We start from the raw sequence: 24,638 nt of genomic DNA on the forward strand, positions 1-24,638 counted from the left end.
GCCCGGCAAATTGACGAATGGAGCGACATGATTTCCGCACGACCCGACCCATGCACGGCGATGGCGCCGGCGCGACCACGAATTTTGGCACAAATCGTGCTGGCCGTGAACGCGCTGTGTGTCGTCCCGGTCGCGGCCGCGCAGGATCAACCTCCCCCCGAAGCACCCTCTCGAGCCATCGACTACGACGTGCGCATCGACGCGCCGCGCCAGCTGCGCGACCTGCTGGAAAACAACCTCGACCTGATGCGCTGGCGCGGCAACCCGCGCCTCGACATGGAGCAGCTGCTGCGCCTCGTACGCACGACGCCCGAGCAGATCAAGACCCTCGTCGCCACCGAAGGCTATTACACGCCGAAGGTGTCCGCCGACCTCGACACGTCGGGCGCCAAGCCGCGCGCGCTCGTCGACGTCGAACCGGGCGAGCCGGTCGTCGTGGGCGACGTCGACATCGAGTTGCGCGGCTTCGTCCCGTTCGACAAGGGCAGCGCCCCGATCGACGCGGCCGCCCTCCGTAACCGCTGGACTCTGCCCGTCGGCGCGCGCTTCCGCACGGCGGACTGGGAAGCGGCCAAGCGCGGCCTCGTGCGCCAGGTGGCGCAATCGCGCTTCCCGCGCGCGCAACTGCTCGATTCTTCCGCCACCGTCGATCCGGACACGCACCGCGCACTGCTGAAGGTGGTCATCGACAGCGGCCCGGACGCCCGCTTCGGCGGACTCAAGATCGAGGGCCTGCAGCGCTATCCGGCCAGCGTGATCACGAACCTGAACACGATCCGCCCCGGCGACGAATACAACGAGGCTGTGCTGCAGGCGCTGCAGGGCCGCCTGCAGGACACGAGTTATTTCGCCAGCGTGGAAGTGAGCGCCGACATGTCGTCCGTGATCGCGTCGCAAGTGCGGGACCTCAAGGAAAACGAGGGCGCGACGCCGCAGCCGCCGTCCGGGCCCGCGACCTTGCCCGCGACGTTGCCCGTCCTTGTGCGCGTCACCGAGAACAAGCGCAAGAACGTGGCGCTCGGCGTCGGTTTCTCGACCAACACGGGCGCCCGCACGCAGGCCGAGTACGACGACCTGAACGTGTTCGGCAAGCGCATGAAGAGCAACGTGCTGTACGAACAGAAGCACCAGGCCGCGAAGGCCGAGTTCTACCTGCCGACGACGACGGGCGGCTACAACAACAGCTTCGGCGCCGGCTACGACCGCCTCGACGCCAACGGCCAGATCACGCGCACGACGAGCATCCACGCCAAGCGCGCGTGGGGCTCGCCGCTGCTGGAAAAGACGCTCACGCTGGAAGCGCTGACGGAACAGGTGACCATCGACGACCTGCCGACCACGCGTGTAAAAAGCGTGCCGCTGACGTTCTCGATCACCAGGCGGAAGCTGGACAGCCTCGTGCAGCCGTCGCGCGGCTATATCGTCAACGCGCAGGTCGGCGGCGCCTTCCTGCCCGTGCTGACGGACGAGAAATTCGTGCGCATCTACACACGCGGCCTCGTCTACAAGCCCGTCGGCGAGTCCGGGACGCTGATCATGCGCGGCGAATTCGGCGCGGTCGGCTCGAAGGACAAGAACGGCGTGCCGTCGACATTCCTGTTCCGCGCCGGCGGCGACCAGTCCGTGCGCGGCTACGGCTACCAGCAGCTGGGCGTGCCGGTCGGGTCCGCCATCACGGGCGGCCGCTACCTGCTCACCGGCAGCGCCGAATACGATTACTGGTTCAAGCCGCCGTGGGGCGCGGCCGTGTTCTACGACGTCGGCAACGCGGGCGACAATTTTCATGACCTGAAACCGAAGGTCGGCTACGGCGTCGGCGCGCGCTGGCGCAGCCCCGTCGGCCCGATCAACGTCGACGTCGCCTACGGCAAGGCGGTCCATAAAGTCCGCCTGCATTTCTCACTGGGATTCACGTTCTGATGGAAGCCGATCAACAAACGCCCCAAACCCCGGCGCCAGTGCGCCGCTGGCCGCGCCGCGTCGGCATCGGCGTGGTCGTCGTCGGCGTCGTGCTGGGCGGCGCCGTCTGGTACCTGGGCCGCGAGACCACCCTGCAAATGATCGCCCAGCGCGTCGCCAACGCGAGCGGCGGCAAGCTGACCCTGTCCGGCGTCTCCGGTTCGCTGTACGGCCACATGCACATCGGCCACGTCGTGTTCCGCAGCGAGACGTCCGTGACGACCGCGGACGACATCGACATCGACTGGAAGCCCTGGCAATACCTGTCGCGCGGCGTGGAGATCGACAAGCTGTACGCGCGCGTGGTACGCGTGGAAACGCTGAAGGAATCGACGGAACCGACGACGATGCCCACGCGCCTCGCGCCGCCCTTCAAGATCGCGGTGGAAGATGCGCGCCTGGCGAAAGCCATCTTCGTGAACAAGGGCGCGACGACGGAAATCGACGACATCCGCGTGCGCGTGCACGGCGACAAGGCGCAGTGGAAGCTCGACTACGCGTCCGCGAACACGCCGTGGGGCCAGGTCGCGGCCAAGGGCAGCATCGCGAACACGCTGCCGTATAAACTCGATGCGGATGCAAGCCTGACGCAGTCGCAGCCGGCGGCGCCGGCGCAGACCGAGGCGCCGCCGAGCCTGGGCGCGCAGCTGAAACTGCACGCGTCGGGCGACCTGCAGAAGACCGTCATCGACGCCACCGGCCAGGCCGCGCGCGCACAGGGCAAGGCGCAGATCGTGATGTCTCCGTTCGCGGACATCCCGCTGCAGGCGTTCACGCTCGACGCGCACAACATCGACCCCGGGTTCTTCAGCCCGACGCTGCCGAGCGCGGACCTGAACCTGGCCGTGGCGGTCCGGCTCGACCCGAACCGCAACATCGCCGGCACCGTGAACCTGACGAACGACGGCGCCGTCGGCACGCTCGACCAGCAACGCCTGCCACTGCGGGCGATGCGCGGCCAGCTGGGTGGCAGCCTGACGTCGATGCGCATCACCGACGTGCTGATCGACGTGGGCAGCGCCGGCCGTTTCACGGGCAGTGGCAGCGTGCAGCGCGGTCCGGACGAACAAGGCCTCGGCACGGCCGAATTCGCACTGCACACGGACCGCTTCGACCTGCACGACGTCTACGGCAGCATGAAGCCGACGCAGATCGCGGGCGATATCAAGGTCGCCAACACGAAGGACACGCAGACGCTGGACGTCAACCTGTCGGACGCGGGCCTGCGCCTCGCCGCCCAGGCCGCGCTGGCCGACAACGTGCTCACCGTGCGCGACGCGCGCCTGTCCGCGGGCAAGAGCAGCGTGCGCGTGACGGGCAATGCGAACCTCAAGGACAGCAAGCCGTTCAAGGCGAATGCGGTGGTGAGCCGCTTCAACCCGGCCGACTTCGGCAAGTTCCCGCAGGCGGACATCAATGCCGAGATCAACGCGGCCGGCGCGCTCGCCCCGCAGTGGAAGGTCGCGGCCGATTTCGCCGTGCGTCCGAGCCGGCTGTTCGACCAGCCGCTGTCCGGCCGCGGCAAGCTCGATGCGGATGCCACGCACGTGCACGACGTCGATGCGGCGCTGGCGCTGGGCCAGAACACGGTCGACTTGCGCGGTGCGTTCGGCAAGCCGGGAGAACGGCTGACGTGGAAGGTCGACGGCAGGCAGCTGTCCGCCCTGCGCAGCGACCTGTATGGCGCCGTGCTCGCGAGCGGCGTCGTCACCGGCACGATGGCCGCGCCGCGCACGACGTTCGAGGTCGATGCGCGCAACCTGGGCTGGGTGCCGCGCGAACGGAAAAACGACAACGGCTCCGTCCATGCGAGCGGCGAGGCCTGGCTGTCCGGGAAAGAAGGCGCGCGCAGCGTCGAAGTCACGGCCAAGGGCGACATGCAGCGCCTGAACCCGGCCGCCTTCGGCTCGCCGCTGGCCGGCAGCATCAACGGCGGTTTTACCGCCAGCGGCCGCACGGGCGCGAACATGGGCGGCGCCGTCGACCTGGCGCTGCAGGATTCCACCTTGTCGAAATCGCCGCTGTGGGGCCACGCCAGGCTTGCGGCAGACAAGCGCCATGTGTCGAACGCCGACGTCGACCTGCACCTGGGCGGCAACGTCGTCGCCGCGAAGGGCGCGTTCGGCAGCGGGCGCGATACGCTGAACTGGCGCATCGACGCGCCGCAGCTGGCCGCGCTGGGCCCGGACTTCGGCGGCGCGCTGCGCGGGTCCGGCACCTTGTCCGGCACGATGGACACGCCGTCGCTGACGGCCGCCATCGAGGGCCAGAACATCCGCGCGATGGGCACGCAGTCGGTCAAGGCACTGAAGGCCACGGCGAACCTGGGCGCGGGCCGCGGTGCCGCCGATCCGCTCGCGCTCGACGTGTCGGTGACGGATTACGCGAGCACGACGACGGACAAGCTGGGCAACGTCAGCGAAACGAAGATCGCTTCCGCGCGCCTGACGTCGACGGGTACGCGCGGCGCGCACACGATTTCCGCCGCCGCCCGGGGCGACAGCTTCGACGCCGCGCTGGCCGTGCGCGGCGGCCTGACGGGCAATACGTGGAACGGCACGGTCGACGCGCTGAAGAACAGCGGGCGCTACGCCATGACGCTGGCCGCGCCCACGCCGCTGCGCATCGCCGGTGCGCCCGGCAGCGGCCTCGCGGGCCTCGCTAAACCGGAGCAGATCGCGCTCAGCGGCGCGACGATCCGGCTGCCGGCGGGCTCCGTCACGATCGACTCGCTGGCCAAGATCGGCCCGCGCTGGAACACGCGCGGCAGCGCCACCGGGGTGCCGATGAACTATCTGGCGCAGGCGTCGGACGCGATGCGCCAGAACGTGCGCGGCGACCTGACGCTCGGCGCGCAATGGGCGATCGACCTGCGCGCGCCCACCGCGGCCGGCGCCGTGCCGCAGCTCGCGGGCAGCGTGCACGTGTTCCGCGAAAAGGGAGATTTGATCGCGGGCGACATCTCGCCGATCGCGCTGGGCCTGCGCCAACTGGACCTGCGCGCGGACGTCGCCGGCGGCGCGCTGCGCAGCCAGTTCGCGCTGGACGGCACGCGCATCGGCACGGCCAATGTGGACGCCACCGCGCAGTTGCTGCAGGGCCGCGTCGACAACGACAGCCCCTTGAAACTGACGGCCAATGCGAGCCTCGCGTCGCTGTCGTGGGTATCGCCGCTGCTCGGCCAGCCGGGCCTGGAAGTGGACGGCGCGCTGCGCCTCGCGATCAACGGCACGGGCACCGTCGGCGCGCCGACCCTGAACGGCAATATCGAAGGCGACGGCCTCGCCGTGCGTTGGCCGGACCAGGGCGTCCGCCTGCGCAACGGCCAGCTGCGCGCGCAACTCGCGGGCGACCAGCTGCAGCTGCAGCGCCTGACCCTGGAAGGCAACAGCGGCCGCGCGACGGCGGACGGCTTCGTGCGCTTTGCCGGCGGCGCAGCGACGATGAACCTGAAACTCGTCGCGGACAAGCTGGAAGCGCTGTCGCGCCCGGACCGCACCGTCGTCCTCAGCGGCCAGGCCAGCGTCGTGCGCGACGCGCACCAGTTCCGGGTCGAAGGCAGCTTCAAGGCCGACCGCGCGCTCGTCGAACTGGCGCCGCAGGACCGGCCGACGATCTCGGACGACGTCATCGTCCTGGGCCGCGGCAATGCGGCACCGACGACGGCGAAGAAGGAAGGCGCGGTACCGCTGACGATCGACCTGACGGCCGACCTGGGCGACGACTTCCACCTGCGCGGCATGGGCGCCGACGCCTACCTGGCCGGCAGCGTGCACGTGCTGAAGGTGGGCGACCGCCCGCCCCGCGTCAACGGCACCGTGCGCACCGCCAACGGCACGTATGCCGCTTACGGCCAGCGCCTGGCGATCGAGCGCGGCGTGATCACGTTCAGCGGCCCGTACGACAACCCGTCGCTGGACATCCTCGCCGTGCGCAAGCGTCCCGACGGGGAACAGCTGAGCGAGACGAACGTGGAAGCGGGCGTGCAGGTGCGCGGCACGGCGCTGGCGCCGACGGCGAAGCTCGTGTCGACGCCGAACGTGTCCGACAGCGACAAACTGTCGTGGCTCGTGCTGGGCCACGGCATGGAAGCGACGACGGGCAGCGAGGCCGACGTGCTGAGCGCCGCCGCCGGCGCCCTGCTGGGCGGAAAAGGCGGCACGGGCGGCATCACGAGCAAGCTGGCGAACTCGCTGGGCGTGGACGAACTGGGCGTGCGCCAGGGCGCGGGCCAGGCGTCCGGCCTGGAAAACACGGTGGTCACGGTCGGCAAGCGCATCTCGTCGCGCCTGTACCTGAGCTTCGAACAGGGCGCCGCGACCGCATCGAGCGTCGTGCGGGTGCGCTACAAGATCAACCCGCGCATCACCCTGCAGCTGCAGACCGGGACCAACACGGCGCTGGACGTGCTGTACTCCTGGGCGTTCGACTAACACCGGGGTCAGAGCCTGAGCCTTCCCCTCAAATTTTTGTTGTAAACAGCTTGGGAAGCTGTTAACTTTCAATCCCAAAAACGGCGCATGCATGGCTGTGTTAGCCCTTTCGTTCGTAGCTACCAACTGCGAACAAAGGGGAACAGGCCATGCATGCACAGCGGATCATACAGGAGTTACTTCAAGCGCAGTGCCCATCCATGCACGCCAAGCGACGCGAGTGTTTGGCGGCGATGACTGATGCTGCGGCCCGTGGCGGTCTCGGTGTGGTGAAGATGGGCAAGGCGATCACTGGCCAGACTAGTTTGCGTCATCGCATAAAGCGCTGCGATCGATTGCTGAGTAATCCGCAACTAGCTTCTGAGCGCCTGTTAGCGTATCGAGCGCTGGCCCGACGCGCCTTGCACGAGCAGGTGCGTGTTTGCATCATCGTCGACTGGTCCAATTTGCTGAATGACGTAAGCCAGCACGTTCTGCGTGCCGCATTGATCGTTCGTGGACGAGCCTTGGTCATCTACGAGGAAGTGCATCCGACCGAGCTGTATGGCGCCGCTTCGGTTCACCGGGCTTTCATGAAGAATTTGCGCTCGGTGCTTCCGCCTGGGTGCCAGCCCATCATCATTAGCGACGCAGGTTTTCGGGCCACATGGTTCAAGATGCTGAATGAGCTTGGCTATGCGTGGGTCGGCCGCATCCGCAACCGCGACATGGTGAAAAAGAGCGGCTCATGTACTTGGCGCAGATGCAAACAGCTTTATGCCGACACCAAGGGAAAGGCACGCGACCTGGGAGATTTTCTTTATGTCCGCTCCAATCCAGTGGCGTGCCGTCTCGTGCTCATTAAGCAGCCGCGCAAGGGGCGTCAGCGCAAGACCGCCTTTGGCAAAAAGGCGCGCAGCCGTCACAGTATCAAGAATCAGGCCTCGCAACGCGAACCGTGGCTGCTGGCTTCCTCACCATCGCTATCCCGGCTAAGCGCCGACTCCGTGGTCGACTTGTACAGGTGCCGCATGCAGATCGAACAGACTTTCCGGGATCTCAAGAATGCGCAATGGGGTATGGGACTGACTACTGCACAAACGCGAAAACCTCGACGTTTGGCTGCGTTACTGCTCATCGCGGCGTTACTTGGCTTTGCTCTGTGGTTGATTGGCTTGGCCGTCAGGTGCGCCGGGTACCGCATTGAATACGGCAGCCGTAAAAAGGCAGCAACCACGCTGTCAATCCTGTCGTTGGCACGCCATTGGCTGATCGAGCCTCACGCAACCAAGCTGACACGAAGTCAGCTTGCCGACGCATCGTCAGAGCTGACTTCCATGATGCTTACCTATGACATCTGAGCAAAATTTGAGGGGAAGGCTCAGGGTCAGAGCCCGAATTTAGGTAATGTCCCGGACGACATTTCCAAAAGCCGGGCTCTGACCCCGGTTTCAGGCAACTTTTGCGCGCTTCGGTTTTGCTTTGGCGGCGTTGAGCGCCGCCGCGGCGCGGATGAGCGCACGGAATGCGGCCGGGTCCAGCTCGTCGCCTTCGTGGATGTCGATGGCGCGTCGGGCGTTGCCGTCCAGGCTCGAGTTGAACAGGCCGGACGGGTCGTCCAGCGACGCGCCCTTCAGGAAGGTCAGCTTCACGTGCGACTTGTACGACTCGCCCGTGCAGAGAATGCCGCCGCTGGACCATACGGGCGTCCCCATCCACTTCCATTCTTCCACGACGCCGGGCACCGCTTCGTGGATCAGCGCGCGCACCCGGGCCAGCGCCGCGCCGCGCCAGTCGCCCAGGTCGGCGATGCGGCGGTCGATCAGTGCGGACGCCGCCAGGTCCGTGGATGCATTCTCCTGCTTCATGTCGCCTCCTTTGGTTCAGTCGTCGAGCTTCGCCAGCACCTCGTCGAGGGCGGCCGTGAATTTGTTCCAGCCGTACTTCGCACCATTGTAGGCCGCATCCTGGCCGGGCTGGAAGCCGGTCTGCTCCATTTTCAGGTGCGTGCCCGCGCCGGCCGGGGTCAGGGTCCAGGTGACGACGCTGTCCAGGCCCATCGCGGCCCACGTGTACGACAGCGAGCGGTTCGGTTCGATCTCCAGCACCTCGCAGTCGACGGCGCCCCAGTCGGCGCTGAGCTTGAAGCGGTGATGCAGGGCGGGCACGAAATCGTTCTTCATGAGCCACGCTTCGATCAGGTGCGGCTGCGTGAGTGCGCGCCAGAGCTTTTCCGGCGGATGCGCGAATTCGCGTTCGACGGTGACGGTGCGCGTGTGGAGCGAGGTATCGTTCATTGGTCCATCCTTTTCAAGAGGTCTTCCAGGTCATCGAACCGGCTCTCCCAGAACCGGGCCATTTGATTCGTCCAGTCGGCCAGCGGCGCCAATGCCTGCAGCTGGGCGGTGTAGTGCGTCTGGCGTCCTTCATGCCGGTCGCGCACGAGCCCCGCCTGCTTCAAGAGCCCCAGGTGCTTGGACACGGCCGGCTGCGAGATGCCGGCCCGGGCCGTGAGGGCCCCGACCGTCTGCTCGCCGTCGCGGCACAGCGATTCGAAGATGGCGCGCCGCGTGGGGTCGCCGAGTGTCCGGAAAAGAATATCGTGGGTGTCTGTCATGGCAATTAATAACCGGCTGGCTATGAATCAAATCATAACCAGCCGGTTATTGGTTGGTCAAGCACTTTTTTAGCGGGGCCGCAGCAGCACCGCGCCGCTCGTCTGCCCTGCCTCCAGCGCGGCATGCGCCTCGGCCGCGCGCGCCAGCGGCAGGTCCAGCCCGACCGGCACGCGCAGGCCCGCCGCCAGCCGCGCCAGCGTGGCCTGCGCGCCTTCCTGGTACAGGCCGGGGATCGTCATGAACTGCATCACGCTCGGCCGCGCAAACGCGATGCCGCGCGGTTTGCCGATCTGCAGCAGGTCGACCGGTTCCATGCGGCCGCCGGCCTGGCCCACACTGGCCGCCATGCCGTAGGGACGCACGGCGTCGAAGGTGCGCAGCAGGGTCGCGCCGCCGATGCCGTCGATCGCGAAGTCGACGCCGCGCCCGCCACTGAACTCGCGCGCCGCCGCGACGAAGTCCTCGTCGCGGTACAGGACGACGCGTTCGGCGCCGTGCGCGAGCGCCAGCGCGGCCTTGTCGCGGTTGCCGGCCGTGCCGATGACGCGCGCGCCGAGCGCACTCGCCCACTGCGTCAGCACGAGCCCGAGACCGCCGGCGGCCGCGTGCACGAGGACCGTATCGCCAGGACGGAGCGGGCGCACGTGCGCGAACAGCATGTGCGCCGTCAGGCCGCGCAGCAGGCCGCCGGCGACGGCATCCAGGGAGACGGCGTCCGGCACCGCCACGAGGCGATCGGCCGGCACATTGCGCACCGCCGCATAGCCGCCGAGCAGTCCCGTGTACGCGACGCGCTGGCCCGGTTCGAAGCCGGTCACCCCGGGGCCGAGCGCCTCGACGACGCCGGCGCCTTCGACACCGGGCGTGGCCGGCAGGTGCGGCAGCGGATAGGTGCCGCTACGGTGATACACGTCGAGGAAGTTCACGCCGATGGCCAGCTGGCGCACCCGCACCTCGCCGGCCGCCGGCGGCGCGACGGCGAGCCGCCCGGTTTCCAGTTGGTCCGCGCCGCCCTGGCGGTGGATGCGCACGTGTTCGATCAATTCGTCCATGTCATTCTCCTGTTGATGGGAGCCTCATGGTAGATTGATCAAAAATCGTCCGAAATCCCAAAAAATCGCCTTTGACCGTGCAAAAATCGATAAGTCAACCACTCGACTGGGACGACATTCGCTACTTCGTCGAACTGGCCCGCCAGGGCAAGCTGAGCGCGACGGCGCGCGTGCTGGACGTCGAGCATTCGACCGTCGCGCGCCGCATCGGCATGCTCGAAGCGAGACTGGGGGTGCGCCTGTTCGACCGGTTGCCGAAGCACTGGGCGCTGACCGTGGAAGGCGAGGAATTATTGACGCAGGCGCGCCGGGTGGAAGACGAAGCGATGGCCTTCGCGCGCGCCGGGGCGGGTGCGTCCGCCCTGCGCGGCGTCGTGCGGCTGTCCGCGCCGCCCACGTTCGCGAGCAGCTTCCTCGTGCCGCACCTGGGCGCGTTGCGCGCGCGCTGGCCCGCGCTCACGCTGGAAATCATCGGCGAAATCCGCCAGGCCGACCTGTACCGGAGAGAGGCCGACCTCGCGCTGCGCATGGCGCGTCCCGGGCAGCCGGGACTGGCCGCGCGACCGCTGGCGCAGATGGGTTACGGACTGTATGCGGCGCCCGGCTGGTTCGAGCGTCCGCCCGACGAATGGGAGTTCATCGGGTATGGCGAAGCGATGAAGGACACGCCGCAGCAGGCCTGGCTCGCGAAATTCGCTGCCGGACGCGCGTACGCGTTCTGGACCAATGACGCGGCCGCGATGGTGGCCGCGTGCCGCGCCGGCCTCGGCGTCGCAGTGCTGCCGCATTTCCTCGGCCGCGGCGATCCGCTGCTGGTGCTGCACCCGGACCACGGCCACGTGCTGAGCCGCCCGCTGTGGCTGGCGGTGCATCCGGACGTGCGCCGCTCGCCGCGCGTGACGTTGATGGCGGACCTGCTGGCCGACCTGCTGCAGGAACACGCGGCGCTGCTGGCCTAGTGGAACGTTACGCTCGGATTCGGATCGACCGGCGGCTCGTCGTTCTGCGGCGTGCGGATGGGCGGCTGGTGCGGGTCGGCGGGCTCGAACGGGTCCGGCGGCGGTTCTTCGATCGGCGCGGGATCGGGCGCCCGGTGCGCGTGCTGCCCGATCGTATGCCGCCTCGCGGTCAGGTCTGGGATCATGTGAGGCTCCTGCTAAAGATGCCAAAACATTACCATGGGCAGCGGTTTGCCGACGCGCGCCTGGATTACAATGGCGGATTCGACAGAAAATTCCGAGGAATCCCATGTTGCCGACTCCCGTCGTTGCCGCCGTGCTCGCGCCCTTCGTGCTGTGGCGCATGGTCAGCCGCATCAAGCGCCTGACGACCCGCCAGCGTTCGAAGACGTGGCGCCACCGCACGACGCTCGTGTTCTTCCCGATCCTGCTGCTGCTCCTGACCGCCGTCAGCATCAAGACGAACCCGTTCGCCCTCGCGGGCCTCGCGGCCGGGCTGCCGGTCGGCGCCGTGCTGGGCCGCATCGCGATCGGCAGGACGCGCTTCGAACAGGTCGGCGACGATTTCTTTTTCACCCCGCACGCGCCGATCGGCATCGCGGTGGCCCTGCTGTTCATGGCCCGCATGGCCTGGCGCGCGTACGAGTTTTTCGCGCTGGGCTCGCTTGCCCACCACGAGTTCGTGTCGAGCCCGCTGACCCTCGTCATCTTCGGCGTACTGGCCGGCTATTACATGAGCTATGCGTTCGGCCTGCTGTCCTGGCGCAAGCGCACCGCCCCCGTCTCACCTTGAGTTTTAACGCATGAGTCTTACCACCCTCGCCCTCATCGCCCTCGTTCCCCTGCTGATCTGGCGCATTCATTCGCGCCTGAAACACCAGATGACCCGGCAGCGCTCGATCCTGTCGCGCCACTACACGGGCCTGTTCGTCTTCGTCGTCATGATCCTCATCCCGGCATCGGAACTCGGCGACCGCCCGTTCCAGCTGGCCGCGCTGGCCGCCGGCGCCATCGGCGGCATCGCGCTGGGCAGCTACGGCCTGCGCCGCACCCGCTTCGAAGACACGCCCGAAGGCTATTTCTTCACGCCGCCATCGCGCATGGGCATCCTCGTCGCCATGCTGCTGGTGGCGCGCGTGGTCTACCTCGGCATCGAGATCTACATGAACCAGGGCAGCAGCCGCCCGAACCCGCGCTTCACGGACAGCCCCATCACGATGCTGTGCCTGGGCTTGACGGCCGCCTATTTCGCGACGTTCTCCGCGGCCCTGATGCGCTGGCGCCAGCGCATGCGCAAGGAAATCGGCGACGCTTGATTCGCTTGATACAGCCCAATGCGTCATGCATAGCCCTACGGAGAATGGCCGCAGGGGCTATTTGATGTATTGACAACCGTGTCGTGGCTCCAGTCGTTTGCCTGGAGCACGCATGGTCTTTTCCCTCCTCACCCGCCATTGGCTGGCCCGGCGCCACTACCCGTTCGCGTCCTGGGCAGCCTGCATCATGCGCAGCCTGCGCGTGCTGCTGTTCCGCCGTGCCCACGTGGAATTGCTGGCGATGGACGTCTACCGCAACTACGTGACGCAGGTGCACGACGACGTGTTCCACCACCTGAGCCACCGCAACTATCTCGCCAGGGGATTGTCGCTGCGCCAGCGCGTGCGCTGCGTGCTGACGCATTACCGCTTCGAGGACGCCACGTTCGACGCCGCCTACAAGCACGCCGTCTACCGCGACGGCGGACTCGTGCTGTGGCAGCACGAGGCGGACGGCAGCAAGGTCGAGATCCGCCTCGGCATGGCGCAGCGCCTGAACGCGGAAGGCGATCTCACCCTGACCCTGCTGGCGAACGGCAGGCGTGTCCACCGCCTGTCGTTCAGCTGGGTCGACGAGCGCTTCGCCGGCCTGGCCGGGCTCGGCGCGGCCGGCATCCTGCCGTTCATCGCCCGCAACCAGGGGTACCGTGCCGACGAGGCCGACGCCGTCGATGCGTTCCGGCGCGCCTTCCCGCCAGACTCCCCGCTGGTCACGACGCCCGGCTTTTTCTGCTGCGCCGCCCTGCAGGGCATCGCGCAAGCGCTGGGCATGGGCCACGTGGTGGCCGTCAAGTCGGCCTGGCACTGCGCCTGGCTGCCGTCCGACGACAAGCATTTCGCCACGGCCTATGACAGCGTATGGCGCAGCCTCGGCGGCACCGACATGCCGGGCCGCGCGTGGTGCATCGCCCTGCCGTTCGAGGCCAGGCCGCTGGCGGCGATACCGTCCAGGCACCGCAAGCGCGCGGCGCGGCGACGCGCGTACTGGCAGGGCATCGGCGACGCGGCACGCGAGGTGCTGTCGCGCCATCTGACGGCGCAGGCACACAAGCAAAACGGCCGGCGTCCCCAGGAACGCCGGCCGCTGCAGCCATCATGACAATGCGGTCAGGCCGCGTGCGCTTCTTCCCCTTCGCGCCGTCTCTGCAGCACGAAGATGGGCTGCGCCCACTGCGTGTCCTTCTTCTTCTTGCTCGTGATGAGCGTGAGGTCGGAAGGATCGTAGACGTCCGTGTTGTGCGTCAGCGGCGTCGTCATCAGGTATTGCGCGTCGGTGTTTTTCAGGAACTCGCCGACCAGCTGGATGTTGCGGATGTCCAGGTGGGCGAACGGTTCGTCGATGAACACGAAGCCGCCGGAACCCTCTTCCGATTTCAGCAGGCCAATCAGCAGCACGAGCGATTTCATGACCTGCTGGCCGCCCGACGCCTCGCCGTCGTTCATGCCGATCTGGCCCTTGCCGTCGAACTTGAAGCGCACGTGCAGGCCGGCCTGGGCCAGTTGCACGTCGTCGTTCTCCAGGCGGACCGGGTCGACCGAGACGTCGATGTTCGCCAGCTCGCCCAGTTCGCGGATGTTCTTCGAATAGGTCTTGATCGTGTAGCGCAGGCGCTCAATGTAGGCGCCGCGCGCATTGTCCGTCGCCTCGATCGCGCGGTTGTTCTGGTAGCGGCGTTCTTCCGTCTCCACCTGGCGGCCCGAGAGCTGGTCGTTCAGGCGCGCGTACTGGTCGATGACGGTCGGGTCCTGTTCCCAGTCCGCGCGCGCGAGCGACGCGTCGAGGGAGTTCATGCGCAGCTTGACCTGGTGCGCGTTCTGGTGCGTCGCGACGAGGGCCGCACGCTGCTGCGCGCTGCGCCACGACTTCGGCACGTGGCGCCACGCGCGGCGCAACGTCAGCAGCTCGCGCGCATGCTCGCTGCGCTGCTCGATCACGCGGCGGTTGTTCAGGCGCATGCCCGCTTCCGCTTCCGACAGCGCCATGCGGGCGTTCTGCCAGACGGTGTCGGCGCGCGTGCGCGTGACGGTCGCGTTCTTGATCAGGACCTGCAGCTCGCCCAGGCGCGCCCCCACCTGCAGGCGCTCGGCCTTCAGCGGTTCCAGCGCACGCGTGGCTTCTTCGAATTCGGCCTGGCGCGCCGACAGCTCCTTCGCGGCGTCCACGCCGGCGATGCGCACGCGCAGCGCGGACACTTCCGCCGCCAGCTTGCTGATCGCGAGCGTCAACGTGTCTTCCTGCGCTTCCAGCGCCGGCAGCGAGCGCTGGATGGCTTCCAGGCGCTGCGTCTTGCCGGCCGCACCGAAACGGTAGCGCGACGGCTCGACGAACAGCGAGCGGCCGCCGCGCCGTTCCCTGTGATACGCGTCCGGCGTGATCCATTCGTCGGCGTCACTCTTGAAACCGTCGTCGACGGAATCCACGCGCTCGATGCGTTCCAGCTGGTCGATCAGCCAGGACGGCGCCTTCGACGAGAAACGCACGACGGACAGCAGCGTATCGTCCTTGACGACCGGCGCGTCGACGCAATCCGGCACGATGAAGTGGCGATAGCGCTCCTTCTCCGCCAGTTTATAGGCGGCCGACGCATCCTTCGCGCGCTCCAGCAGCACGACGGACGCGTAGCCACCGAGCACACCCTCGACGGCGCCTTGCCACTTCGGATCCGTCACTTCGACGATGTCAGACAGCATGGCGTGCGGGATGCCCGCATCGCGCAGCGCGCGGCGCATCTGGCGCTGGGCTTCCGGCTCGGGCATCGTCGTCTTGCCCTGCAGCGCGCTGATCGTCGCCATCTCGCCCGCGATTTTCGTGGCCAGCGCTTCGCGTTCGGCCTTCTTCTTCGCGAGTTCCGCTTCCTTCGCTTCGAGCTGGGTCGCGACTTCCGCGATGTCGGCGCCGGCATCCGCCGCCAGCTTGTTCAGGCGTTCCTTCTGTTCGAGCAGGCTTTCCAGCGGTTTCAGTTTCGCGTTCACCTGCGTCAGGCGCGTCGCGAGTTCGTTCGCTTCCTGTTCGAGCTTCACCTCCTGCTGCTGCGCTTCGGTCAGCGCGCGCTGCTGGGCGGCGAGTGCGTTGCGCTTTTCCGTCAGCAGGCTGTCGGCCTGCATCAGCGGCTTCTTCGCCTCGCGCAGCGCGCGGCTCACGTTCGCGGCCTTTTCGCGCGCTTCGTGGTATTCCAGGCTCGGCAGCACTTCCTCGACGAGGGCGCGGCGTTCCTTTTGCAGGTCTTCCCACTGGTGGTAGTTCGCAACGCGCAGGCGCAGGCCTTCGAGGTTGATGCGCGACGTCTCCAGCTCGGCCTCGAAGCGCTTCAGCTCCGACTCGGTGTCGCGCTGGTGGCGCTTCGCCTCGTCGTACGCGTCCAGCACTTCCTTGTCGCCGAACACCTGGAACACGAGGTCCAGCAGCTGGCGCGGCGCGTATTCGCACAGTTTATCGGTCTCGCCCTGCTCCAGCGCGAGCACCTTCGACATCGCGGGCGACAGGCCGGCCGACGCGAGGCGCTTGCGGTAGTTCTCGACGCCGAGCCAGTCGGTGGCTTCCGTCACTTCCTCGATCTGGATATTCCCCGGCCGCATGAGGTACTGGCGCTTCCAGTCGCCGCCGTTCTTCTGCACCTGGCAGAACAGCGTGACTTCGTCGTCGCTGAAGAAGCCGCTATGCCGGAACGGGCGGTTCGACAGCTGGCGGCCGGACGGTTTGTTGTCGACGACGGCGCGCAGCCAGGCACTCTGCTGGCCCGAATGGCGCGCGTAGTGTTTATAGGTCCGGCCCATCGAGCAATCGAGGCCGAACAGCGTGCGCAGCGCGTCGAGCAGCGTCGTCTTGCCGGAGCCGTTCTGGCCGGCGATGGTGATGATCTTGGCGTCGAGCGGGATGTTCTTGATGCGCTGCCAGTAGTCCCAGTGGACCAGCTCGAGGGATTTAATGTGGAACATGCGTGCCTCTTAAGCTTGTGGCGTTTCGGTGTCGACCGGTTCGTCGTTCGCGGCTTCGCTGACGTGACGGCGCGGTGCGGCCGCCACCGGTGCGCGCTTGAACACGTCGGCCAGCGCGCCGTTGATGATGCGTTCCTTCAGCACGTCGGTATCCATCAGGAGGTCCAGCAGCGGACCTTCCAGGATCACGTCGCCGCGGCGCTCGATGAAGCCGAGCTTCGACAACAGGCCCAGGTTCATGTCCATGCGGGTCTTCTTGCCCAGCTTCTCGCCGAAGTCCGCGAGCAGCGTCGTGTACGAGATGCCGATCGACGTATCTTCCGCGCGCGGGATCGGGTTGTCCTTGTCGAACATGTCGGACTGGTCGATGTCGATGGCCTGGTGCGTTTCCTGGCGCTGGCGCTTGGGCAGGATGATCTGCGCCCACAGCACGACGAGCAGCGCCACGCCGTCGCGCGTGAGGCCGAAGTTATTGTTCTGCCAGATGTCCTTGGCGCCGAAGATCTTCGGTTCGACGTTACGGTGCAGGGCCAGCGTGACGTGGTCCGCGTACACGTTGTCGAGAAGCTTCAGGCCGCATTCGAGCAGGCGCTTGTCGATCTCGGCGCGGAACTGGTCGTCGGACAGCGCGCGCTTGACCATCTTGTCGTCGCGGCGCAGGGTCTGGTGCGTGAGCAGTCGCGCGATCAGGATTTGGGCGTCGTCATTCATCTTGCGTCTTGCTTTCCGGGGTGCTCGGTAGATCGAGATTCAGTGAGAGGGTCGCGCGCGAGATGGCCGCGATGTGCGGGTCGTCCAGCGGGATCATTTCGTCGGCCGAATCGAAGCGCACCGGCAGGCGCGCCAGTTCGGCGGTCGGGCCCTGCAGGTTGGCCTCGGCCGGATCGCCCAGCAGCGGCAGCAGCGAGGCGCGGTACGATGCGACGGCAAAGCTGGCCGGCAGCAGCGATTCCTGGATCGGCACGCTCTTCGGTGCCCCCTCCGCCATGATGGGGAAGTTGTCCAGGTTGGCGAAATCGGCAAGGCGGCGGATCCAGTCGTCCAGTTCCGCCTGCATCGCCGGGTTGTCGTTGATCGTCATGGCCGCGTCCTCGCCGTTCGGCAGGCCGCCCGGCGCCATGGGCGCGACGCGTTCCATCATGAGTTCCGTCTCGGCCACGTCGATCATCTCGGCCGGCGTCGTGAACAGCGGGACGACCGGGCGGTCGATCGCGTCCTCGGCCAGGCTGGCGAGGTCGTCGTGCGCCAGCAGCCAGCGCTTGATGTCCGTCGTCGACAGGCCCGACTGGCCCAGGTGCACGCGCTGGCGCTCGATCTGGTTCAGCGCGCGCGAGAACATCCCCTGCATGTTCAGGAGCTGCGACTGGGCGCGGCCGATCGCCTGCGCGGCGCGGTGCGTGGCGGAGTCGGCGCGCTCGTCGGACGTGATGGCGCGCAGGATCACGGAGCCCTTCTCGACCCAGTCGCACGCCATGTGCCACTTCGCCTGCGACGCGCGCAGGCGGAATTCGGAACCGGACGCGATCGCGTCGCGGAATTCCTCGTGCAGCTCGACGAGGCGGCCCAGCAAATGCTTCAGCTGGTCGACGGTGATGCCGCCGACGGCCTGCGCACCGGCCACCTGCGACAGCAGGAAGCCCATCTCGGCCTCGTCCTCTTCCGGCTTGCCGAGGGCGAGCAAGGTGTCGAGCGCGGCCAGCACGTTGCGCGCGAGCGGCGTGATGCGGTAGACGGCGGCCGGGTTGTCCCACGCGAGCAGGCCGTGCGTACGCAGGCGGCCCAGCACCGTTTCCAGGCTTTCCGGGATCAGGTAGGCGAACTTCGTGTTGATGTCGGCGCGCGAGAAGGCGGAATCCATCGCGTCGGACGCGAGCTCGCGCAGCACGAGCAGGCGCACGATGACGCCGTCCTGCGAGCCGTGGAACAGCGCGGTGAACGCCTGCAGCATGGGCTGCGCACGCTTGAGGTGATATACCTGCTCGATCTCGTCCGGCGCCACTCCCTCCTGGAAGTGCGTCTGCAGCGGGTCGAGCTCATCTTGCGCCGGGATTTGGGAGTCGGCGGCGGTTGCTGCCAGGTTGTCGATCATCGTAAGGCTTACCAGTCTGCTGTCGCGCGCGGCCTTCTGGACCACGGGCGCGGGGGCGTCAGTATAACAGTTAAGGCTTGGCAACTAATACGGAACGCCCGCGTACGGTTCACAACTGGTGAATATGCAACGGAATCGAAGCGCCGCTTGACTTGCCAACATGACAACATCAGGCGCGCGCCCCTCTGATCCCGACAGCGCGATAATGAACGTTGCGATATTTACATCATCTTCATGAGGAGGAATGCCATGCAACGCACACTTGCGGCCGCGGTTGTATCCACCTTCCTGGCCGCCTGCCTGACCCCGGCCGCCGTCCTGGCGGCGCCACTCACCCCGAAGCAGCAGAACGGCATCAACTACGTCAACGGCGGCGTCGGCGAGGAAGAGCAGGCCGCCATGAAGGCCCTGCGCGCCGACTACAACCTGCTGCTGACCTTCGCCACCAAGCAGAGCGGTGCCTACCGCTCCGACGTCCAGCTCGATATCTCGGATGCCAAGGGTGCGAATCTGGTGACCGCGGCGAATACGGGGCCGATGTTCTTTGCCAGACTGCCGGCGGGCACGTATCGGATCAGCGCGGCGGCGGAGGGCAAGACCTTCAAACGGACCGTCAAGGTGGGCAGCGCGCCCAAGGAGATCGTGCTGCATTGGGAAAACGACAATCCGGATGATCCGGGGCCGCAAGAATAACTGCCGGTATCTTTCTTGCAATTTAAACAAGTCGAAACACGCGTTCGATAGCGTCGTTCGGGCTTGCACCTTCGCTATCGCCCCATTGCAGACCTTACTGGAAACGCTTGAAGCCGAAAAATAAAATAACGGCCACAACAACCCAGAACCCGGCACGCGCGACAAAGCTGTAAACGCCGGCGCGAGGGTGTTGTGCGGACGTTACAGCGACTGGTGTCCGATAGCGCCACACGATGCCCGCGGCCAATGTATTGATCAGCAAGCTCAAGCAGAAAGCCTTCCAGTCCCAGCCCAGAAAAACCTGGAGCAGGATTGACGTGATGACGAGGGGAATCAAAATCGCGAATGCTTGTTTTCGAGTGGGAAATCGCTTGTTCATGGTTAGGATTCTTCGCGCTGCTGCGTTGATTGACTGGCCTGTTTTCGACTCTACACACGACACTGTAAAGATGGCGTAAAAACTGGTCTTCAATACGTGTTCGCCGTCCGGTTTTGGCCCCGAAGCGGACGCGCCCAAAAGTTCCGAAACTCTTCGGTTTCAACAAGTTTAGCGGTTTCAACTGCGTGCACAATCATCGTTTTCACCAGCCCCGATTCCGATATTTACTTGCCCTTCAACGTACCCTCCTGGCCCGCCAGCCGCTCGACAAGCGCATCCATCCGCTCCACCGGCACCTGCGCATACCCGAGCAGCAGCCCGTTGACCGGCTCCCCACCGGGCACCGCATGCGCCGACAACGCATTCACCACGATTCCCTGCGCCCGCGCGCGCCGCACGATCTCCACGTCCGCAATGCCATCGGCGGGCAGACGCAGCGCCAGATGCATCCCGGCCGAAGCCCCTTCGACGACCGCGTGACTGCCCACGTGCCGCCCGAGCGCCTCGACCAGCGCATCCCGGCGCTGCCGATACAACCGCCGCATCCGCCGCAAATGCAGCGCGAACTCCCCGCTGCGTAAAAACTCCGCCAGCGCCAGCTGCTCCGCCGGCCGCCCCGCCGCTGCCGACTGCGCGCGCATGACGGCCAGTTGCGGCGCCAACCCGGCCGGCACGACGACGAACCCGATGCGCAGCGCCGGAAACATCGTCTTGCTGAACGTGCCGCAGTACAGCACGGGCGCGTCCGCCACGAGACCCTGCATCGCCGCCAGCGGCGGGCCTTCGTGGCGGAATTCGCTGTCGTAGTCGTCCTCGACGATCAGCGCGCCGGCCGCACGCGCGCCGTCGGTCAGTGCGAGGCGCCGCACCGCCGACGTCACCACGCCGATGGGGTACTGGTGCGACGGCGTCGTGTAGATCAGCTTCGGGCGGCGCGCGCTCCAGTCGTGAAGAGACGGCGCCATGCCCTCCCCGTCCACGGCGATGCCCTCGACGATCAGGCCCGCACCCCGGAACGCGGCCAGCGCGCCGCCGTAGCCGGGGCTCTCGATCCAGGCGATATCGCCCGCGTCCGCGCACGCGTGGGCGCACAGGTCGAGGCTCGCCTGCGTGCCGTCCGTGATGAAGACCTGGCCCGGCTCGCACACGACGCCGCGCGACGCGCGCAGGTAGTCCGCGATCGCCGTGCGCAGCGCCGGCTCGCCGGCCGGGTCGCCGTAGTTCAGCTGGTCCGCGGACAGGCCCCTCCATGCGCGGTCCAGCAGGCGGCGCCACTGCGCCAGCGGGAATGCACGCAGGTCGGGCACGCCGGGCGTGAACGGCAGCGCGACACTGGCCGTGCCGTTCACGGTCCGCAGGTCCTGCGCGCGGCGCGCAAGGCCCGCCTGCGGCACGTTGGCGCTGCGCCGGCGCGGTGCCGGCGCGATGCCGGCGACCACGGTGCCGCGCCGGTCCGGGATGACGAAGCCTTCGCACGCCAGCTGCTCGTACGCGTACAGCACCGTGTTGCGGGCGATGCCCAGCTCCTGCGCCAGCGCGCGCGTCGCAAGCAGGCGCGTGCCGGCGGCCAGCGTGCCGTCGCGGATCGCGGCGCGCAGGCATTCGTGCAGCAGGCGCTGGCGCGGCCAGGCGTGATGCGCGTGGTCGCGGCCGAAGGCGTCCAGCAGCAGCGAATAATCCATCGTGGCTCCATGAAATAGCGCGCCCCTGGATCTGTTGCTGGGGCCAACTTGACCATTATAGTGCGGCTTCCATTCACCACATCGAGGCCATGAATACCGCTCCCTCCACCCGCACCCAGGTCAAGCGCATCGCGCGCAACGCATCCTACGACCCCGCCCTGCTGCACGCCATCGTCGATGCCGCCTACGTCTGCCACATCGCCTTCGCCGACGCGCACGGCACGCACTGCATCCCCACCGCCTGCTGGCGCAGCGGCGATTACCTGTACATCCACGGGTCGAACGGCAGCCGCATGCTGCAGCGCCTGACGGAGCAGGACTGCTGCGTGACGATCACGCACGTGGACGGCCTCGTGCTCGCGCGCTCCGCCTTCAATCACTCGATGAATTACCGCAGCGCGATGGTCTACGGTCGCTTCGAGGTCGTCGGCGAACCCGCCAAGCGCGACGCGCTGGCCGACTTCATGGAGCACCTGGCGCCGGGCCGGCAGGCAGGGATCCGTCCGGGGAACGACAAGGAATTCGCGGCGACGACCGTGATGCGCATTGCACTGGACGAAGCCGCGTGCAAGGTGCGTACGGGTCCGCCGAACGACGACGAGGAGGACATGCACATCGCCGCGTGGGCCGGCGTGCTGCCGCTCGCACAGGCGCGCGGAACGCCGGTGCCGGACGCGCATTGCGCGGCCGCGGCGCCGGCCTACGTAAAGGACTGGGCTACTTCTTGACGATGCGTTCGAGCGTCTGCTCGACGTAGTCGCGGTCGTTGTCGGTGAAGCGCAGCTTGACCGGATACCACTCGTGGCCGGGCGCCAGCCAGATGTCGAGCGACTGGTCCCTGGAACCCGGCGGCGGGGCGCGCATCACGTGCACGGCATCCACTTCGCCCAGCGACGCGCCGGCCTGCACCTTCTCGCGGCCCACGACGCGGAACGTCCACGGGTCCGCATCGCGCGGGCCGATGACGAAGAACTGCCATTCCGACCCCGGCTTGAACTTGTCCTTCGCGGCGCGCGCCACCGCCACCAGTTGCCACGAGACGGACACGCGGTCCTGCTCGCCACCCTTGATCGGATACGTCTTGTCGCCGTCGCTGAAGGTGATGGTCTTGCCGTCGCGGTCGAAGGTGGCCGTCGTCGGGTCCTTGCGGAAGCGCTTGTCGTAGTACTCCGTCGGTGCGAGGCCCCAGTTGTCGACGATGCCCGTGCTGCGGTTTTCCGTCAGCTTGCCCAGCAGCGCCACGCGCGACTCGGCGTTGACGGAATATTTACTGTCGTTGGCGCGCCAGGTGAGCGTCGCATCGCCGCTCAGGTTGAAGCCGCGCTGGCGCGCGCCGATGGAATAGGTCAGGTCGGCCGACGGCGGCAGGTCGAACGGGCGCTTGATGGCCGGATGTTCTTCCGCCGCGACCGCCTGGCCGCCCAGCACGGTCATCAATACTGCCCCTGCGCCTGCCGTCTTCAAAACATTTTTCATATATCAGCTTCCTGCTTGTTGAATCACGATTTTGCTCGCGGTCTGGGTCGTTACGGCCCCACTCGCCTCGACGTTGCGGATCTGTACCGGATACCAGCCATAGGCCGGCGCCAGCCAGAGTTCCAGGCGCGAATTGTACGAGCCGGGTTTCGGTGGACGCACGAAGTGCCACGTGGCGATGCGGCCCAGCGGCGTGTCGAGCTGTTCCTGTCCGGCCACCGTGAAGGTGAAAACGCTTGCGTCGCGGTCTTCGCCGACAAGGATGTCGATATTTCCCGACAATTGTTTCGAATCACCGCGCGCGATGGCCGCCAACTGCAGCGGCACGCTGGCTTTATCCTGCGCGCCCGGCACGAGCGGATACTTCGCGCCGGATGCCGAAAACGTCAGCGTGCCCTCCTGGCGATTGAAATGCGTCGCCGTCATGGCGCGTCCGCGCCGCTTCTCCGTCATCAAGGTGGGGACGAATCCTTCGTCTCCAACCGTGCCCTCGCTCGTGAGGGTGAGCAGGTTCACGTGCGCGAACACGACGCGGATGCCGGCCTCGATCTTCACGCGGTAGCTGGACGGCGTCACCCGCCAGGACAGCAGCGCGTCGCCGCTCCACTTCGTGCCGTTCGCGTCCGTGCGCGCGACGTCGAGCGTGATGTCGGCCGAAGGCGGCATGTCGACCTTGTAACGGCGCGCTTCGGGCGCGGCCGGCTGGGGCTTCGGTGCCGCTTCCTGCTGGACCTGCGCCTGGGGTGCCGCGTCCTGTGTCGTGGATTGTACGGGGTCCGCACCGGCGGCGGCGCCACCCTGCCCCGTTTGCTGTCCCGCCGCATCGGGCGCCGCGAGACCGTCCGATTCCGGCGTCAACGCCCCATCGGAACGAGCGGGCGGCGGCGCGGCGGGCACCACGGGCTCCGGATCGATCTCGGGCAACGGCGGCGGCTCCAGCGCCGGCTGCGGTGGCGGCACGGGCGGCAGCGGGCGCGGCTGCGGTGCCTCGACCAGCTCGGCCGTCAGGGGCGCGCGTCCCGTGCGGGCGGACGGGTCGGGCACCTGGCCCGTCTGGCGCACGAACCAGACGAACACGAGCACATGCAACAGGACCGTGAGCGCGCCCAGCGCCAGTTGCCGGCGGCGTCGGGTCGTGGCGTATGCAGGGCTCATCCGCCTAGTGTAGCCGGTCCGCCCGCGCACTGCCCGCCTGTGCTTCCAACCATCGCATCCAACCATATCTATGTCGGCTCTTATTTATCTGTTACGCTAGCGGCCACCAACCAGGGAGAGACCACCATGCTGAAACCCTCCGCACCCGCCATGCCAGGCGTGACGGACACGCTGGAATTCGTCAAGAACCTGTGGGGATCCATGCAGATCCCCGGCACCGGTATGCCAGGCATACCCGGCATGCCGGGGATGGCTGGCATCGCCGCACCGCCGATGTCGACCGAAGACCTGGACAAGCGCATCGCCGACCTCAAGGCGGTCGAGTCCTGGCTGAACCTGAACCTGTCCATGCTGCGCGGGACCATCCAGGCCCTCGAAGTGCAGCGCGGCACGCTGATGACGCTGAAGACGATGGGTGCCTCGATGGCCGAAGCGATGCGCCAGTCCGGCGTCAGCGCGGAAAAGATGGCCTCCATGCCGTTCTCGCCCTTCTTCGGGGCGCCGGGCCAGGCGGGCGCCGCTGCCAAGCCGGCAACGCCGGCCGCGAAGACGGATGCACCCAAGGCGCCGGCTGCCGCCGCGGCAGGCAGCGGCGGCACGACTCAGCCGGGCACGGCCGCGCCGCAGGCCGCCGGCGCAGCGGACGCGCCGGGCAACCCGGCCGCGGCGGCGATGCCGGCTGCCGTCGCATGGTGGAACATGCTGCAGGAACAATTTACGCAGGCCGTCGCCAACGCGATGACGCCGAGCGCCGCCGCGCCGGCAGCGCCCGCGAAGGAGACAGGCGGGGCGCCGAAAGCGGAAGCGCCCAAGGACGCGCCGAAGGTGCAGCCGCCTGCGCCGAACGGCGGCAACGGCAGCAACGGCAAGACGCGGACCAGCCGGTCGAAGACCGACAAGACCTGACGTCCA

At 67.3% G+C, this 24,638-nt stretch carries 22 protein-coding genes; 10 read left to right on the top strand and 12 right to left on the bottom strand.

The window, feature by feature from the left end; all coding sequences use genetic code 11:
- The first annotated feature begins 27 nt into the window (after positions 1-27).
- The 3 genes from ACEN9G_RS09445 to ACEN9G_RS09455 all read left to right on the top strand — a co-directional run bounded on the left by ACEN9G_RS09445 (position 28) and on the right by ACEN9G_RS09455 (position 7,732).
- Positions 28-1,920: an autotransporter assembly complex protein TamA gene (locus ACEN9G_RS09445; protein WP_413342190.1), complete on the top strand. Its 1,893-nt coding sequence runs from the start codon at positions 28-30 to the stop codon at positions 1,918-1,920.
- Positions 1,920-6,392: a translocation/assembly module TamB domain-containing protein gene (locus ACEN9G_RS09450; RefSeq protein WP_483126599.1), complete on the top strand. Its 4,473-nt coding sequence runs from the start codon at positions 1,920-1,922 to the stop codon at positions 6,390-6,392. Before ACEN9G_RS09445 ends, ACEN9G_RS09450 begins: the two co-directional genes overlap by 1 nt.
- Before the next feature lie 200 nt (positions 6,393-6,592).
- Positions 6,593-7,732 carry an IS4 family transposase gene (locus ACEN9G_RS09455; protein WP_413346176.1) on the top strand — a complete coding sequence of 380 codons (1,140 nt, stop codon included), beginning with the start codon at positions 6,593-6,595 and terminating at the stop codon, positions 7,730-7,732.
- A gap of 90 nt (positions 7,733-7,822) precedes the next feature.
- On the opposite strand, the gene ACEN9G_RS09460 is transcribed toward ACEN9G_RS09455, so the two are convergent.
- From ACEN9G_RS09460 to ACEN9G_RS09475, 4 genes are all read right to left on the bottom strand, one after another.
- Positions 7,823-8,239: a DUF1801 domain-containing protein gene (locus ACEN9G_RS09460; protein ID WP_413346082.1), complete on the bottom strand. Its 417-nt coding sequence runs from the start codon at positions 8,237-8,239 to the stop codon at positions 7,823-7,825.
- A gap of 15 nt (positions 8,240-8,254) precedes the next feature.
- A complete protein-coding gene (locus ACEN9G_RS09465) occupies positions 8,255-8,668 on the bottom strand; it encodes an SRPBCC family protein (RefSeq protein WP_056126802.1) in 414 nt (137 codons plus the stop codon).
- Positions 8,665-8,988 (bottom strand): ArsR/SmtB family transcription factor, encoded by a 324-nt coding sequence (locus tag ACEN9G_RS09470; protein WP_025511203.1) that lies wholly within the window; start codon positions 8,986-8,988, stop codon positions 8,665-8,667. The genes ACEN9G_RS09465 and ACEN9G_RS09470 overlap by 4 nt, the downstream gene beginning before the upstream one ends.
- A gap of 69 nt (positions 8,989-9,057) precedes the next feature.
- On the bottom strand, positions 9,058-10,041 hold the full coding sequence (locus tag ACEN9G_RS09475; RefSeq protein WP_483126600.1) for a quinone oxidoreductase family protein: 984 nt from the start codon (positions 10,039-10,041) through the stop codon (positions 9,058-9,060).
- A 77-nt stretch (positions 10,042-10,118) separates the two neighbouring features.
- On the opposite strand from ACEN9G_RS09475, the gene ACEN9G_RS09480 reads away from it, so the two are divergent.
- Entirely contained in the window at positions 10,119-11,000 is an 882-nt protein-coding gene (locus ACEN9G_RS09480; RefSeq protein ID WP_413341094.1) for a LysR family transcriptional regulator, read from the top strand.
- On the opposite strand, the gene ACEN9G_RS09485 is transcribed toward ACEN9G_RS09480, so the two are convergent.
- Complete coding sequence (locus ACEN9G_RS09485) at positions 10,997-11,185, bottom strand: hypothetical protein (protein ID WP_413341096.1); 189 nt, start codon at positions 11,183-11,185, stop codon at positions 10,997-10,999. The genes ACEN9G_RS09480 and ACEN9G_RS09485 overlap by 4 nt on opposite strands.
- A gap of 104 nt (positions 11,186-11,289) precedes the next feature.
- Here ACEN9G_RS09485 and ACEN9G_RS09490 point away from each other — a divergent pair, with 104 nt between their 5' ends.
- From ACEN9G_RS09490 to ACEN9G_RS09500, 3 genes are all read left to right on the top strand, one after another.
- Positions 11,290-11,793: a CcdC protein domain-containing protein gene (locus ACEN9G_RS09490; RefSeq protein WP_413341097.1), complete on the top strand. Its 504-nt coding sequence runs from the start codon at positions 11,290-11,292 to the stop codon at positions 11,791-11,793.
- Positions 11,794-11,803: 10 nt separating this feature from the next.
- Complete coding sequence (locus ACEN9G_RS09495) at positions 11,804-12,316, top strand: CcdC protein domain-containing protein (RefSeq protein WP_413341098.1); 513 nt, start codon at positions 11,804-11,806, stop codon at positions 12,314-12,316.
- 112 nt (positions 12,317-12,428) lie between these two features.
- Positions 12,429-13,415: a DUF535 family protein gene (locus ACEN9G_RS09500; RefSeq protein ID WP_413341100.1), complete on the top strand. Its 987-nt coding sequence runs from the start codon at positions 12,429-12,431 to the stop codon at positions 13,413-13,415.
- An 8-nt stretch (positions 13,416-13,423) separates the two neighbouring features.
- Here the strand turns inward: ACEN9G_RS09500 and ACEN9G_RS09505 are convergent, their stop codons facing one another.
- From ACEN9G_RS09505 to ACEN9G_RS09515, 3 genes are read right to left on the bottom strand one after another with little or no spacing between them, the layout of a single operon-like run.
- Positions 13,424-16,252 (bottom strand): ATP-binding protein, encoded by a 2,829-nt coding sequence (locus ACEN9G_RS09505; protein ID WP_413341102.1) that lies wholly within the window; start codon positions 16,250-16,252, stop codon positions 13,424-13,426.
- 9 nt (positions 16,253-16,261) lie between these two features.
- Positions 16,262-16,963 (bottom strand): hypothetical protein, encoded by a 702-nt coding sequence (locus ACEN9G_RS09510; protein ID WP_413341104.1) that lies wholly within the window; start codon positions 16,961-16,963, stop codon positions 16,262-16,264.
- Positions 16,956-18,341 (bottom strand): hypothetical protein, encoded by a 1,386-nt coding sequence (locus ACEN9G_RS09515; protein WP_413341106.1) that lies wholly within the window; start codon positions 18,339-18,341, stop codon positions 16,956-16,958. Before ACEN9G_RS09515 ends, ACEN9G_RS09510 begins: the two co-directional genes overlap by 8 nt.
- A gap of 249 nt (positions 18,342-18,590) precedes the next feature.
- On the opposite strand from ACEN9G_RS09515, the gene ACEN9G_RS09520 reads away from it, so the two are divergent.
- Positions 18,591-19,034 (top strand): hypothetical protein, encoded by a 444-nt coding sequence (locus ACEN9G_RS09520; RefSeq protein ID WP_413341108.1) that lies wholly within the window; start codon positions 18,591-18,593, stop codon positions 19,032-19,034.
- Positions 19,035-19,128: 94 nt separating this feature from the next.
- On the opposite strand, the gene ACEN9G_RS09525 is transcribed toward ACEN9G_RS09520, so the two are convergent.
- Positions 19,129-19,413, bottom strand: coding sequence for a hypothetical protein (locus tag ACEN9G_RS09525; RefSeq protein WP_413341109.1), 285 nt, complete (start codon positions 19,411-19,413; stop codon positions 19,129-19,131).
- A 224-nt stretch (positions 19,414-19,637) separates the two neighbouring features.
- Positions 19,638-21,095: a MocR-like pyridoxine biosynthesis transcription factor PdxR gene (gene pdxR, locus ACEN9G_RS09530; protein ID WP_483126601.1), complete on the bottom strand. Its 1,458-nt coding sequence runs from the start codon at positions 21,093-21,095 to the stop codon at positions 19,638-19,640.
- A gap of 89 nt (positions 21,096-21,184) precedes the next feature.
- On the opposite strand from pdxR, the gene ACEN9G_RS09535 reads away from it, so the two are divergent.
- On the top strand, positions 21,185-21,823 hold the full coding sequence (locus tag ACEN9G_RS09535) for a pyridoxamine 5'-phosphate oxidase family protein (RefSeq protein WP_413345087.1): 639 nt from the start codon (positions 21,185-21,187) through the stop codon (positions 21,821-21,823).
- Here the strand turns inward: ACEN9G_RS09535 and ACEN9G_RS09540 are convergent.
- Both ACEN9G_RS09540 and ACEN9G_RS09545 read right to left on the bottom strand, forming a co-directional pair.
- A complete protein-coding gene (locus tag ACEN9G_RS09540) occupies positions 21,813-22,571 on the bottom strand; it encodes a DUF3108 domain-containing protein (protein ID WP_413345089.1) in 759 nt (252 codons plus the stop codon). The two genes, ACEN9G_RS09535 and ACEN9G_RS09540, sit on opposite strands and share 11 nt — an antisense overlap.
- Positions 22,572-22,574: 3 nt before the next feature.
- The gene (locus ACEN9G_RS09545; protein WP_483126602.1) at positions 22,575-23,726 is read right to left on the bottom strand and encodes a DUF3108 domain-containing protein; all 1,152 of its coding nucleotides are present in this window, start codon (positions 23,724-23,726) and stop codon (positions 22,575-22,577) included.
- Positions 23,727-23,852: 126 nt separating this feature from the next.
- Between ACEN9G_RS09545 and ACEN9G_RS09550 the strand changes: the two genes are divergently transcribed.
- Positions 23,853-24,632 carry a PhaM family polyhydroxyalkanoate granule multifunctional regulatory protein gene (locus ACEN9G_RS09550; protein WP_483126603.1) on the top strand — a complete coding sequence of 260 codons (780 nt, stop codon included), beginning with the start codon at positions 23,853-23,855 and terminating at the stop codon, positions 24,630-24,632.
- The last annotated feature ends 6 nt before the right edge of the window (positions 24,633-24,638 follow it).

The organism is Massilia sp. Masssp94, assembly GCF_059491305.1.